The 13,913-nt window shown below is 40.3% G+C and carries 12 protein-coding genes; all 12 read left to right on the top strand.

The window, feature by feature from the left end; genetic code table 11:
• Nucleotides 1-20: 20 nt before the first annotated feature.
• A complete protein-coding gene (locus LROSL1_RS10740) occupies nt 21-758 on the top strand; it encodes an amino acid ABC transporter ATP-binding protein (RefSeq protein WP_017261427.1) in 738 nt (245 codons plus the stop codon).
• A gap of 193 nt (nt 759-951) precedes the next feature.
• Nucleotides 952-1,782 (top strand): glutamate ABC transporter substrate-binding protein, encoded by an 831-nt coding sequence (locus LROSL1_RS10735; RefSeq protein WP_017261428.1) that lies wholly within the window; start codon nt 952-954, stop codon nt 1,780-1,782.
• Nucleotides 1,782-2,420: an amino acid ABC transporter permease gene (locus LROSL1_RS10730; protein ID WP_161003542.1), complete on the top strand. Its 639-nt coding sequence runs from the start codon at nt 1,782-1,784 to the stop codon at nt 2,418-2,420. The genes LROSL1_RS10735 and LROSL1_RS10730 overlap by 1 nt, the downstream gene beginning before the upstream one ends.
• Nucleotides 2,421-2,436: 16 nt before the next feature.
• Complete coding sequence (locus LROSL1_RS10725; protein ID WP_017261430.1) at nt 2,437-3,090, top strand: amino acid ABC transporter permease; 654 nt, start codon at nt 2,437-2,439, stop codon at nt 3,088-3,090.
• Nucleotides 3,091-3,513: 423 nt separating this feature from the next.
• Complete coding sequence (locus LROSL1_RS10720; protein WP_178914553.1) at nt 3,514-4,242, top strand: ATP-binding cassette domain-containing protein; 729 nt, start codon at nt 3,514-3,516, stop codon at nt 4,240-4,242.
• Complete coding sequence (locus tag LROSL1_RS10715; protein ID WP_178914552.1) at nt 4,239-5,027, top strand: hypothetical protein; 789 nt, start codon at nt 4,239-4,241, stop codon at nt 5,025-5,027. Before LROSL1_RS10720 ends, LROSL1_RS10715 begins: the two co-directional genes overlap by 4 nt.
• A 611-nt stretch (nt 5,028-5,638) precedes the next feature.
• On the top strand, nt 5,639-6,640 hold the full coding sequence (locus LROSL1_RS10710) for an ABC transporter ATP-binding protein (RefSeq protein ID WP_178914551.1): 1,002 nt from the start codon (nt 5,639-5,641) through the stop codon (nt 6,638-6,640).
• A gap of 15 nt (nt 6,641-6,655) precedes the next feature.
• Complete coding sequence (locus tag LROSL1_RS10705; protein WP_178914550.1) at nt 6,656-7,609, top strand: ABC transporter ATP-binding protein; 954 nt, start codon at nt 6,656-6,658, stop codon at nt 7,607-7,609.
• Nucleotide 7,610: 1 nt separating this feature from the next.
• Nucleotides 7,611-8,570 carry an ABC transporter permease gene (locus tag LROSL1_RS10700; protein ID WP_178914549.1) on the top strand — a complete coding sequence of 320 codons (960 nt, stop codon included), beginning with the start codon at nt 7,611-7,613 and terminating at the stop codon, nt 8,568-8,570.
• Nucleotides 8,571-8,585: 15 nt separating this feature from the next.
• Nucleotides 8,586-9,533: an ABC transporter permease gene (locus LROSL1_RS10695; RefSeq protein WP_178914548.1), complete on the top strand. Its 948-nt coding sequence runs from the start codon at nt 8,586-8,588 to the stop codon at nt 9,531-9,533.
• A gap of 124 nt (nt 9,534-9,657) precedes the next feature.
• Nucleotides 9,658-11,439 (top strand): oligopeptide ABC transporter substrate-binding protein, encoded by a 1,782-nt coding sequence (locus tag LROSL1_RS10690; RefSeq protein ID WP_178914547.1) that lies wholly within the window; start codon nt 9,658-9,660, stop codon nt 11,437-11,439.
• A gap of 115 nt (nt 11,440-11,554) precedes the next feature.
• Nucleotides 11,555-13,729, top strand: a complete 2,175-nt coding sequence (locus tag LROSL1_RS10685; RefSeq protein WP_178914546.1) for a peptide cleavage/export ABC transporter — start codon at nt 11,555-11,557, stop codon at nt 13,727-13,729.
• The last annotated feature ends 184 nt before the right edge of the window (nt 13,730-13,913 follow it).

Raw genomic sequence — 13,913 nt, 5'->3', positions numbered from 1 at the left:
TTGAGGGTGAGGAACCGATTATGTCAATGATTGAATTTCACGACGTACAGAAGTATTACGGTGACTTTCATGCGTTAAAAGACATTAATTTAACGATGGAAGCAGGAGAAACGGTTGTGCTCATCGGACCGTCAGGATCAGGGAAGAGTACACTATCCCGAACAATTAATGGTTTGGAGCGGATCCAGAGCGGCCAGTTAATTGTTAATGGGCAGGATTTGGCTAATCCGAAGACGGATATGAACCGGATTCGGAAGAATGTTGGAATGGTTTTCCAGCACTTTAACTTGTATGAAAACAAGTCTGTGCTGGAAAACATCATGTTGGCACCTCGAATCGTGCTACATAGAAAAGAAGATGAAAATAAGAAGCTAGCCATGCAACTGTTAGACCAAGTTGGTTTGGCAGACAAGGCTAACAACATGCCATCCGAAATTTCTGGTGGGCAGGCACAGCGTGTGGCCATTGCGCGTTCATTAGCCATGCAGCCAAAGGCGCTGATTTTTGACGAGCCAACATCTGCGTTGGATCCAGAAATGATTGACGATGTGCTGGGTGTTATGAAGACAATTGCAAACGACTCAAGCATGACAATGCTGGTTGTGACTCACGAAATGGGCTTTGCCCGTGAAGTTGCTAACCGGGTTATCTTTATGGCGGACGGTCAAATTCTTGAAGATGATGCAACGAAGGAATTCTTCGATCATCCAAAAGAGGAACGTGCCCGTCAGTTCCTGAGCAAGATCATTAACCACTAATTTGGAAAGAGTGTTGCCCAATTCCGGGTGAATCCGAGCAACAACGTGAATGGTGAAATTGAACTAGCGGTCTTTGCTAGGGCGGTTTCAGCTTTCGGGTTGTGCACAGGATTCAGGAGTTGGGTGCACGTTTAGAAAGTGTTGCCGGGGCCCGCATTCCGAGTCTCTGGCACACAATTATGGAGGCACTGTCATGAAGAAACAATTCAGACTTGCGACCTTATTAGTGGCGTTGGGCGCGTTGATGCTGACATTGAGTGGTTGTGGAAAATCACTGTCACAACAAGACGTTCTGCAAAATGATCGCAAGGCAAACACAATTACATGGGGTGTTAAGGCCGACACCAAGCTGTTTGGTTTGATGGATGTTCGTGATAATCAAATCAAAGGGTTTGATGTGGACATGGCTAAGCACATTACCCGGCACATCCTCGGCAAAAAGGGGAAAGCTAAGTTTATTCAAGTGACGTCACAGTCACGGATTCCATTGTTGAAGAATGGGAATATTGATGCCATTATCGCCACGATGACGATTACGCCACAACGTGAAAAAGTTGTTGGCTTCTCGAATTCGTACTTTGATGCCGGTCAGTCGCTACTGGTTCCAAACGGCAGTAAAATCAAAAACGTCAGTGATTTAAACAAATCTGGGACAACCGTTCTGGGGGTTGTCGGTGCGAACTCAGTTCAAAACATTAAGAAGTTTGCGCCTAAGGCTCGTGTCTTGGAACTTCAAGATTATGCCCAAGCATTGACGTCTCTGAAAGCTGGTCAAGGGGTTGCTTTAACTACTGATAACGGGATCCTTTATGGGATGGCCGTTCAAAACCCTGGCTTTAAAGTTGTTGGCGGGACATTCACCAGAGAGCCTTATGGGGTTGCCGTTAATAAAGGTCAAAAGCCATTTACTAACGAGGTCAACAAGGCTATCAAGGAAATGGAAGCTGACGGCGAATATAATCAATTAATTAAAAAATGGTTCGGTAACGTGCCTGGATTTAACTACAAGGAGCTGGAGCGATAATGATTACTATTTTATCTGATCATTGGCAAGAGCTGTTGACCGGTCTGGGTTGGACGCTATTATCCAGTGTCCTGGCGTTAATTTTCAGTCTGATTATCGGTTCATTATTTGCCATCATGGAAGTTACGGAAAGCAAAGTGGCACGCACAATCGCCCGGATCTATATCGAAATTTTCCGGAACATTCCATTACTGGTTATTACAAGTTTCTTCTACCTTGTCATTCCAATGTATGTCGTTAAAGTTAACGGCTTTACTGCTGGGACGATTGGGTTAACAATTTATACATCGGCATTCATCGCTGAAACGGTGCGTTCGGGGATTCAGTCTGTTGACCCAGGCCAAATGGAAGGTGCTCGGGCGAACGGATTGACGTTCTGGCAGGCTATGTCAAACGTCATCTTGCCACAAGCATTCCGTTTGGTTATTCCACCACTTGGTAACCAGTTCGTTAACTTGGTTAAGAACTCATCCGTGTTGGCCTTCGTTGCCGGGTTTGATTTAATGTATCAAGCCAACAACATTGCATCCATCACGTTTGATACGATTAACAGTTATATGGTTGTCGGGGTGTTGTACCTGATTATCACCATGCCAATCAGTTACTACATGCGTTATCTAGAGAAACGCTTAGCGTAGAAAGGGGAGTTAACAGATGAAATCATTTATTGATGCCTATTCATGGATCAACCTCCGTTACCTCCTCGAAGGGCTGTGGATTACTGTTGAAGTGTCCGTTGCATCCGTGATTTTAAGCTTTATTCTCGGTTCATTTTTAGGAATTATTCGATACACAAAAATTAAGTATGTTTCTGCGATTGTCGGTTTTATCATCGACCTTATTCGGAACTTACCACTGCTGCTGATCATCTTCTTCACTTACTTCGGGTTGCCAAACTTCGGGTTCAAACCTGAAATTATTCCAGCGACGATCTTAGCGATGACCATTTTCGAATCCACCATGTTGGCCGAAATCATTCGATCCGGGATTCAGGCGGTTCCAAATGGTCAGATGGAAGGTGCTCGGGCAAACGGATTGACGTACTGGCAGGCCATGTTCCAGATTATTCTGCCGCAAGCCTACAAAAAGATGATTCCTGCGTTGGTTAGTCAGTTTATTTCACTGATCAAGGATACGTCGCTGGCAACGATCATTGTGTTACCAGATTTGACGTACCACGCTCAAATTATTTACGGACAGAATGCCAACTACATTATTCCAATGTTCTTAGCACTTGCTGTGATGTACTTTATCGTATGTTACGGATTGTCTGTTTTGGCCAATTACATCGACCGTCGTTTAGCTTAATTCGGTTCAAATATCATTTTTGCCATCAATCAACTGTTCTATGACAGTGATTGATGGTTTTTTGTGCTCATTGCTTCCGGTGGTCAGCATTGACACGCTCGCCGTGGGACCGGTTCCAGCCTCCCAAGTTCGGGAGTCTCTCACCTCGCCGACGAGCCTCGTGAAGACCGCGAGTCTTGTCGACCGTCCGTGTTGTAAATTCGAGAAAACCATTCGAATTAACAACACCTTCACGGCTCGGTATCAATGCTGACCGCCTACCACTTCGTTCAGTCTGTTCTCTCGCCAAAAAAAGATTTGAACCGTAAACAGTTGAAGTAGAAAAAGTTAAAAAATATTTCTTTTGTGGAAAAAGTGCTATTCTAATTGAAAATTAATCTTTAGAATTCGTACATATTATTTTTACTTAAGGGAGTGACGGGGATGGAGATTCAATTAGATCAGGTTCGCAAAGATTATGGCCGTACGGAGGTTCTACATGGGGTGTCTTTTTCATTGCCGTTGGATACTGGCAATGTCATTGGCTTGATTGGACCAAATGGAGCAGGCAAATCAACCTTAATGCGGTTGCTCAGTGGGATTACGACCATCAATGGTGGACAACTGAGACTTGATAATCAGGATGATTCACACTATGAAAAGTGGGCTCAGCGCAATTCACTGTATATTCCGGCTGGTGATCGTGGATTACGAAATAAATTAACGCCATTGGAAAATCTACGTTATTTCAGTGCTATTCAATGTGTACCATTTAGAGATACACAGGCCAGAATGCTGGCCAATGCCAAGCTGTTCGATGCAGAAAGTCTGATGAATAAAGAGTTTGATCAAATGTCGACTGGTCAAAAGAAAAAGGCGACATTACTCGTCGCCATTTCGTTTGATACACCGATGTTATTGTTGGACGAACCTTCAAATGGTCTGGATATGTCTGCACAAGTCGATTTAATGAAGCTGGTCGACTCTGTTGCTAAAAAGTCGCAGCATACGATTATTCTGTCTTCCCATGATCCAGTACTAATGAGTGAAGTGACCACACAGTATATATTCGTGAATGAGGGGACTGTGATTAAAACAGTTAATCACAGTTTGTCGGAAGCGGAATTGCGGCAAATGTATGAACAGCTTTATCAAAAGGCGGTGATTCGATGAGCGCACGTGAATTGGGGACCATGATCTGGGTTGAAGTAACGATGCAAATGAAGACGGACATCAAATACTTATCATCGACTGTGAGTGAGTTTATTCTTTATACTTTTGCATATTTAGCGGTAGTGATCTTTGGGGCAGTCAAAGGCATGGACGCTTTTTATCACACAAATCTTGGAGTTGTCATGATCCTAATTGGCTTTATGTTTTGGAATATGGGCGTGGTGGCAATGGACGAGTCGACGCTGTTTATTGAGACAGGAGCACGAACGGGTATTCTAGAAACGGAGATTCAATCTCGCTTTGCGTTGTGGTTCATTGCACTAGTTCGCAGCTGGGTCACTGATATTTATTACTTTGTGTACTTACTTATTTTGAGTGTGATCACAGCATTTGTTATTTCTGTTCCAGTCCTGCAATTAATTAAGGCTGACGTTCTCGTATTTGTCATCGCCATTATTTCAAACGTCGGCATGTTAGGGATTGGGCTGCTATTTGGAGCCGGTTCGTTGAGATTTAAGCGAGTGGGTAATTGGAGCAGTATTCTTCAGTCAGCAATATTATTCGTGGCAAACGTTGCGATGCCGAATTACTTTGGTGCCCAGTTGTTATTGCCGTTTGGTGCTGGCATTGAAATTACGAGGCACTTGTTCCTTGGACAATCAGTATCGCTTAATCTAATTGGGATTTATTTTGGCATAAACGTCATCTGGTTTGCTCTGGGTTTAGTCGTTTTTCGCCACGCAATGCAGAAAGAACGGCGCATTGGCAGTTTTGACAGATTTTAAAATAGACGAAATGGATGCGGACATTAAAAAATGTCCGTATTTTTTTGAGTTACCACTTGCAATTACTTTGTTACGCACTATAATAATGTTATACAAATTACTTAAACACAAATAGTAATGCAATTGAAAGAAGGATGACGTTTATGCGGAATGATGAAATGAGAGATATGCAGCTAATCAGTAATGGCGGTGTTTGGTCTGAACTGGAAATTGATGAGCTGAGCCGCCATCAACGGGGAAGAAATCAATACAAGCGTTGGTGAAAAGAAAAATGTGGGTTTGATGAAAACTGACCAATACTGCAAGATTAAAAAAATTTAACTTGAATCGCTCACTGATTGTCGAAAAGTCAATTAGTGAGCGATTTTTAATTCTTATAAAATGCTGTCATATCAACGATGAAAAGCTCCTACATTGTTTATCAGCATTCCTTACCATTAGTTACTAATGATGTGCGAATAAATGGGGATGCATTTCTGCTTGTAAATTAGAATTTGATTAGTTATACTCTGTCTAATGACTTTTTAATCTTATGAATAAGACTGTGTTCATCATACATAACGGGCAATGTTTGATGCACTTGAATGCGGTTGAAGAAATGAGGGAGTAGCATGGCAGATGAAGAGAACCATTTTCTAAAAATCGAAGACGTCAGTACAGCTTTTAAAATTCAGGGTAAATACTACCCGGCTGTATCTGACGTCTCTTTAGATATCCACAATGATGAAATTGTTGCCATTGTGGGGGAGTCCGGATGTGGTAAAAGTACCTTAGCAACGACGATCATGGGCCTGCATGATCCTGCTGAAACCAAAATTGGTGGCAAAATTGAGTTTGAGGGTCAAGACCTGTTAACGCTCAATGAAGACCAGATGAACGAGATTCGCGGTGCCAAAATTGGCATGATTTTCCAGGACCCGTTATCAGCGTTAAACCCACTGAAACGAATTGGTGATCAAATTCAAGAAGGCTTGGATTACCACACCAAGATGACTGAGGCTGAAAAGAAGGCCCGTGTGCTTGAGTTGGTTAACCAAGTTGGGATTCCTCATCCAGAACGGGTTATTCGTCAATTTCCACATGAATTATCTGGTGGGATGCGTCAACGTGTGGTTATCGCCATCGCGATTGCCTGCAAACCAGACCTGATGATTGCTGATGAACCAACCACCGCCTTGGACGTTACCATCCAAGCTCAAATCTTGGACTTGCTTAAAGATATTCAAAAAGAAAACCATGCCGGGATCATTTTGATCACGCATGATTTGGGTGTTGTCGCTGAGACGGCTGATGAAGTTGCGGTTATGTATGCCGGACAAGTGGTTGAAAAGGGTTCTGCCAAACAGATTTTTGACAATCCGCTACATCCTTACACGCGTTCATTGCTACGTTCAATGCCTCAAAAAGACAGTGAAAATGACGATCTGTATGTCATTGAAGGTTCTGTTCCTTCATTACAGAAGATGCCTCAAGATGGTTGTAAGTTTGCCCCACGGATTCCATGGGTTCCCGCAAGCGAACATGAAGCGCACCCAACGATGCATGAAGTTGAACCGGGACACCGCGTTCGCTGCACCTGCTACAAAGACTTTAAGTTCCAAGACGAAGCTTAGAATGGGGGAGAGTAAATGAGTTTAATTGAAGTTAAAGACCTAGAAGTTCATTACCCAATCCGTTCTGGGTTTTGGAACCGAGTTACTGATGAAGTGCTGGCTGTGGACGGAATTAGTTTAGATATTGAAGCCGGTGAAACATACGGGCTCGTTGGGGAGTCGGGGTCGGGCAAGTCAACGACTGGTAAGTCCATTGTTGGGTTGGAGAAGCCAACAAAGGGGCAGATTCTATACAAAGGAAAGGATATTACCAAATCCAGCAATCGTCGGGAATTAGATTACAACCAAGATGTGCAGATGATTTTTCAGGATTCACTTTCAAGTTTGAATCCACGTAAACGAATCGAAGACATTATCGCTGAACCAATACGGAACTTTGAACACCTTGATAAAAATCAAGAAAAGTTAAGGGTTTTGCAATTATTAGATATCGTCGGTTTGGACGCTGACGCATTATACAAATATCCCCACCAATTTTCGGGTGGTCAAAGACAACGTATTGGTGTAGCACGAGCAGTTGCCACTAATCCTAAGCTGATTGTGGCCGATGAACCAGTATCAGCGCTTGATTTATCTGTTCAGGCGCAAGTTCTAAACTTTATGAAACGAATTCAGCGTGATTTTGGAATTTCCTACTTATTTATCTCTCACGATCTTGGTGTTGTTCGCCACATGTGTGACAATATTGCGATTATGCATCGTGGCCGATTGGTTGAAATTGGGACACGTGATGATATTTATAATCACCCAATGCACATTTACACGAAACGATTACTCTCTGCGATTCCGGAAACCAGCGTTGAAGGTCGTGCAGAAGCCAGAGCGCATCGTGAAGCGGTTGAACGAGAATTTCAAGAAAATCAGTCCCGATACTATGATAAAGATGGCAAAGTTTTGCCATTAGTTGATGTTACGGCTACTCATAAAGTTGCCTTACCGGCAGATGAAATTGATAAGGAGGACAAATAATATGTGGAAAACAATTTTGCGTCGTGTCCTTATTATGATTCCTGAAGTCATTATATTAAGTGTATTAGTGTTTTTACTGGCAAAGGCGATGCCTGGAGATCCATTTACAGGCAGTATTGGCCCACATACGAGTGCTGCACAAATACATCAATTAAAAGTACAAGCTGGGCTATATAATCCTTGGTATCAACAATATTGGAATTGGGTTGTTCACTTGTTTCATGGGAATCTTGGGACTAGTTTCCAGTATCAAGAACCCGTTACCAGAATTATTGGTGAACGCGCGATTAACACGGTATGGTTAGCACTTTTTACAATGGTCTTAACATATGCAATTGCTGTTCCAATGGGTCTCTATGCTGGCCGCCATCAAAATAAACTAGGTGACAATATTATCCGTGTCTATACGTTTGTGACTATGGCAATTCCATCATTTGTTATCTTATTAATTTCACTATGGATTTTTGGGTATGTGTTGGGCTGGTTCCCAACTACTGGTTCTGTGAGTGCAACAGCTAGTGGAACAATGGGGACTGTCTTCTCTCGTTTACAACATATCTTACTTCCAGGTCTTATTGCGTCATTAACGGGTACTGTGAATATTGTTCAATATTTGAGGTCAGAGGTTATTGATGCGAAGCACTCCGATTATGTTCGCACAGCTCGTTCAAAAGGTGTGCCAACAACCGATGTATTTCGACACCATATTCTAAGAAACTCGTTACTTCCTATTGCGGCTTTCGCCGGATACTCAATCACAGGTCTCTTAGGTGGCTCAGTGGTTACTGAAATGGTTTTTTCATATCCAGGTATGGGACTTCTCTTCCTGAACTCTATTTCATATCGTGATTATACGGTCATTACCGCTTTAGTATTGTTATATGGACTGTTGAACCTTTTGGGTACGCTGTTGTCCGACATTATTTTGACAGCAGTAGATCCTCGCGTCAGGGTTCAGTAAGAGAGGAGGAGCAAAATGTCACAAAACCAGCTGGACAATCAATCATCAATTGATAAAGCAGACTTAGAAAAACTTTCCAAGGAAGCCGAACAAGAAGCCGCACCTTCATCTTTGCGAATTGTTTGGAACGAATTTAAAGCCGACAAAGTTGCTTTAACTGCGGCAATTATTATCGTGGCGTTCATTTTATTTGTTATGATTGCCTCTTTATTTATTAATCAAAGTCAAGCAATGTCAACGAACATTATGGATTCGTATGACAAACCTTTTTCCCAATTCATTTTGGGAACTGACCAAGGTGGTCGGTCGATTGCTAAGGAATTAATCATGGGTTCTAAAAACTCCATTGGTATCGCCATTGGACTAACCGTTATTTCTTCTACATTTGGTATTGTATTTGGACTAGTTTCAGGCTATTTCGGTGGAATTGTGGACAACATCATGATGAGATTCTATGACTTTATGATGATGCTACCAATTTTGTTATTTATCATTGTCGTAGTTACGATAATCCCTAGCTACAATGCAATTACGTTAACATTGATTTTAAGTGTATTTTATTGGCTAGGAACTGCACGTTTGATTCGTGCAAGAACCATGTCTGAGTCAAAAAAAGATTATGTATCCGCTTCTAAAACTTCTGGTACGAGCACTTTTAAAATTATTTTCCGAGAAATAATGCCTAACATTTCGTCATTGATTATTGTGGATACTATGCTTTCCTTTGCTGAAAACATTGGTGTTGAAACGACATTGAGTTTCTTAGGTTTTGGGTTACCAAACGGAACACCATCTCTTGGGACGATGATTTCAAACGCAAATGATCCTAATAATATTACACAGTATTGGTGGACATGGCTAATTGCAGCCGCTGAAATCATTATTCTAACGATTTCCATCAGCTATGTCGGGCAAGTGATTCGGCGTGCATCTGATGCATCGCAAAGATTAAGTGATGATTAAAGGCTAAAATGAGATTATTTTAATTAATATCTTTACAATTTCTCATTTAAGGGTACAATTAATTTTGTTGTTATTAAGTGCCTATAAAATCATAAGGGATTTGCATTTTTTGGAGGATGAGTCTATGAGAAAGTCTAAAATTGCGCTAGCAGGGGCCGCGGTTCTATCTGTTGTAACATTAGCAGCTTGTTCAAATGGAGGTAGCAGTTCACAGCCAAAGACAGCAGTTAAGATGCCTAAATCTTATAGCGCCACTGGTAAGATTGATAAAAACGCTACATTAAAATTAGCTGAAGTTAACGACGCCCCATTTAAGGGAATTACGGATCCAGCCATGCAATCTAATGCTGAAGACCAAGATGTCTTTGGACCTGGTAACCAAGGTTTGTTTAACGTTGATAAGAACTACAACTATGTAAATGGTGGCCCAGCAAATATTAAGATGGATAAGTCCGCGAAGACGCTCACAATTACTTTACGCAAAGATCTTAAATGGTCTAATGGTGCACAAGTAACTGCTAAAGACGTTGAATATGCTTATGAAGTTTTAGCCAACAAAGATTCAACTTCGCAACAATTTTCTTCAAATCTTGAGGAAATCAAAGGCCTGAAAGAGTATCACGAAGGCAAAGCTTCGACTATTTCAGGGATTGAAATGCCTAATGGTGAAAAAGGTAAGAAGGTTGTTATTCACTACCTTGCAGTTAATCCCGCAATGAAACATTCAGGTAATGGATTCGTATGGGAATCTGCTGAACCATATGAACACATCAAGAATGTCCCTATTAAGAATTTGGCATCAGCACCAGAGACACGTAAGGATCCTTTATTCTACGGACCTTTTAAACTTAAAAAATTAGTGGCTGGAGAATCTACGTCTTGGGTTCGCAATCCTTACTACTGGGGTAAGAAAGCAAATGCTAAGGCCGTTACGATTAATGTTGTATCTAGCAGTGCAGCTGGTTCCGCATTCAAGTCACATAAGTACGACTTTACTGTAGGTATCCAAGGAATTGCTGCTTCCCAATATCCAAATGTCAAAAAATTGAGTGACTACACGAATGTTGGGACACCACAACTTGGTTATGGTTACCTAGGATTTATGGTTGGCCACATGGATTCAAAGACTGGCATGAACGTTATGGACAAAGACTCAAAAGTTGCTAACAAGAGTTTACGTCAAGCCATTGGTTATGCTATGAATGTGGACGCAGTTGAAAAGAAATTTGGAAATGGCCTTGGTCAGCGTGCTACAACTTTGATTCCAACCGGCTTTAGTCAATATCACGATAAAAAGGCTAAGGGCTTCCCATTGAACATCAAGAAAGCAAATAAACTCCTTGATGATGCTGGATATAAGAAAAAGGGAAAGTGGCGTCAAACACCTGACGGCAAGAAGTTAGTTCTTCATTTTGCTGCTATGAAGAGTAGTTCAACGCATGAACAGGAAATTCAGAATTATCTACAGCAATGGCATAAAATTGGACTCGATGTACAATTGACCGGTGGCAAGACAATGGAAATGAATTCATTTTACGATGCTGTTCAGGCACCAAAACCACCAAAAAATGTTGATTTCTTTGAGGCCGCTTGGTCAACTGGTACTGAACCAACACCGACAATGTACACTGCGGATGCGCCGTTTAATATGGGACATTTTGTTTCCAAGAAGAACACGCAATTGATTAAAGATATGAATAATCAGAAAGCATTTAATGATTCATACCGGAAGACACAGTTTAACGATTGGCAAGAATATATGAACCAGCAAGCTGCCTACGTTCCTGAAAGTGAAAGCTTGAACTGGACGCCAGTTAACCATCGGATTAAGAACTTTACCGACGATCCCGCACACAGTAACACCCAGTACGCTGAACTCGGGGCAACTACGTCAAATCCTAAATAATGAATAATCAGCTGTGATTATTTTGCTGTTGCTGAGATTACAATAGTTATTTAAACGTCAGTTCAATCATAATTGATTGGGCTGGCTTTTTTTTAGGAAAAAGGGGTATTAATGCATGCTTGATCTTTTAAAAGACAAAAAGTTTTATGTGGCACAAGTAGACGAACGTGACTGTGGTGTTGCTGCCCTTTCAATGATATTGAAATATTTTAAATCGTATGTTTCAATAGCCCACTTAAGAGATCTGGCTAAGACTAGTATGGAAGGTACAAGTTTGCTGGGAATTACGACAGCAGCAGGGTGCTTCGGTCTAAATACAACGGCAGTACAAGCAGATATGTCATTGTTTGATATGAGTGATGTTCCATATCCATTTATTGCGCATGTGAACGTTCATGAAAACCTTCAACATTTTTATACAGTTTTTGGGGTTTCCGGAAATCAAGTGATTGTGGGTGATCCCAATCCGTCTGTTGGTATGATTAAAATGAGAAAGGAACAGTTTGCAAAAGAGTGGGATGGATACAGTGTTTTCTTCGAACAAAGTGGTGATTATGAAATTATTCGAGACAAAAAGCATACACTATGGGAACTAGTTCCAATCTTAAACAGACAACATATTTTAGTTTCACAAATTATTTTATATTCACTATTAGTTACTTCAGTTAGTATTCTCGGATCATATTACCTACAATTTTTAATTGATAAATTAATTCCGAGAAAACAACTTACTTTGCTTGAAATTATTTCAATGGGCTTGATAGTTGCCTATGTAGTTCAGCAATTGTTATCATTTCTACAAAATTATTTAATGGCTCTGATGAGTAAAAGGCTTTCCACGGACATAATTTTGAAATATATACAACATCTATTTGAATTACCAATGAACTTTTTTGCGACAAGAAGAATTGGTGAAATTGTGTCTCGCTTTACAGATGCTAATCAAATTATTGACGCTTTAGCAAATACAATAACGACAGTCATTTTGGATGTTGGTATCGTTGTTGTAATGGGCAGTGTTTTAATTTTTCAAAACATTAAATTGTTTTTGATATCGATGGTTGCTATTCCCTTTTATATGCTTATTGTTTTTGGATTCGTTAGATGCTTTAACCACCTGAATAATGAAAGAATGCAGTCAAATTCAATGCTGAGTTCATCGATTATTGAGGATTTGGATGGCATTGAAACAATTAAATCCTTAAACAGCGAAGGTGCTTCCTTTTCTAAAATAAAACACGAGTTTACGAAATTGTTAAACCAAACATTTTCTTATCAAGTAACGACCTTTATTCAGAATAGTTTAAAGTCTTGTTTGCAACTTTTATTAAGCGTTTGTGTTTTGTGGTTTGGATCGATTTTAGTGATGAGAGGAAATATGTCAATAGGTTCGTTAATTACGTTTAATGCATTGTTAATTTACTTTACAGCACCGTTGGAATCTATTATTAATTTACAGACAAAACTTCAAACGGCTAGAGTAGCAAACAATCGCCTAAACGAAGTGTACTTAGTGAAATCAGAATTCAAGAAACAAAGCGCTTTTCAGACCAATGTGAAAAAGTTGGAGTTAAGCGACATCTTTTTGAGCCATGTTAGATTTCGGTATGGATTAATGAGTTATGCATTAGATGACATCAGTTTAGTAATTCCGGCTGGGAGCAAGGTTGCTTTGGTTGGTGTAAGCGGTTCTGGAAAATCAACTTTGGTAAAGCTTCTTACAAGATTTTACGAACCAGAAACAGGACAAGTTTTTTTAGGAAAAAAAGATTTAAAGGATATTAGTAAAAAGGCGTTAAGAGCAACAGTAAACTATTTACCACAAGATCCGTATATTTTTACAGGATCTATTGAAGACAACTTGATGTTGGGGCATTCGACAGACTCAATAACAAGTGAGACGGTGATACGGGCTTTAAAAACAGCAGATATATATGAGGATATTGAGAAAATGCCTTTGAAGATAAAAACTGAGATTACCTCAGATGGTGGAGGACTGTCTGGAGGGCAACGACAAAGAATTGCTATTGCAAGAGCGGTCCTTGCCGATTCGCCAATTATGATTCTAGATGAATCAACGAGCAATCTTGACGTAATTACTGAAAAAAAAGTTATTTCGAATCTTTTGAATTTAGAGGATAAAACAATTATTTTCGTAGCTCATAGATTGGCGATTGCTGAAAGGGTTGAACAAATAGTAGTCATGAAGAATGGAAAAATTATAGAAAATGGAACGCATCAGTCTCTGAGAGGTAAAAATGGATATTACGCCGAATTATTAAATGCTTGAATCATGGGCCGAAAAGAAAAAGGTTATAGAAAAATAAAAAAGCTTTGACATTATAAAATGATGAGACTATATTAATAATTATATTAGAGGAAAGACAACGCCGGCGTTTTTAATCTAATACTTGAAGATCTTTGCTTATGTCTATGGTTTTGTGAGAATTTATTTTTATTTAAAGGAGCGTGCT

The sequence above is a fragment of the Furfurilactobacillus rossiae genome, assembly GCF_013394005.1.
Taxonomy (GTDB): Bacteria; Bacillota; Bacilli; order Lactobacillales; family Lactobacillaceae; genus Furfurilactobacillus; species Furfurilactobacillus rossiae.
This window is presented reverse-complemented; position numbering and strand designations above follow the sequence as displayed.

Bases quoted from the DNA above. Each gene is read 5' to 3' on its own strand.
- LROSL1_RS10695 (WP_178914548.1), top strand. From the start codon at position 8,586: ATGTCACAAAACCAGCTGGACAATCAATCATCAATTGATAAAGCAGAC.
- LROSL1_RS10730 (WP_161003542.1), top strand. From the start codon at position 1,782: ATGATTACTATTTTATCTGATCATTGGCAAGAGCTGTTGACCGGTCTG.
- LROSL1_RS10725 (WP_017261430.1), top strand. From the start codon at position 2,437: ATGAAATCATTTATTGATGCCTATTCATGGATCAACCTCCGTTACCTC.
- LROSL1_RS10720 (WP_178914553.1), top strand. From the start codon at position 3,514: ATGGAGATTCAATTAGATCAGGTTCGCAAAGATTATGGCCGTACGGAG.
- LROSL1_RS10710 (WP_178914551.1), top strand. From the start codon at position 5,639: ATGGCAGATGAAGAGAACCATTTTCTAAAAATCGAAGACGTCAGTACA.
- LROSL1_RS10715 (WP_178914552.1), top strand. From the start codon at position 4,239: ATGAGCGCACGTGAATTGGGGACCATGATCTGGGTTGAAGTAACGATG.
- LROSL1_RS10690 (WP_178914547.1), top strand. From the start codon at position 9,658: ATGAGAAAGTCTAAAATTGCGCTAGCAGGGGCCGCGGTTCTATCTGTT.
- LROSL1_RS10705 (WP_178914550.1), top strand. From the start codon at position 6,656: ATGAGTTTAATTGAAGTTAAAGACCTAGAAGTTCATTACCCAATCCGT.
- LROSL1_RS10685 (WP_178914546.1), top strand. From the start codon at position 11,555: ATGCTTGATCTTTTAAAAGACAAAAAGTTTTATGTGGCACAAGTAGAC.
- LROSL1_RS10740 (WP_017261427.1), top strand. From the start codon at position 21: ATGTCAATGATTGAATTTCACGACGTACAGAAGTATTACGGTGACTTT.
- LROSL1_RS10700 (WP_178914549.1), top strand. From the start codon at position 7,611: ATGTGGAAAACAATTTTGCGTCGTGTCCTTATTATGATTCCTGAAGTC.
- LROSL1_RS10735 (WP_017261428.1), top strand. From the start codon at position 952: ATGAAGAAACAATTCAGACTTGCGACCTTATTAGTGGCGTTGGGCGCG.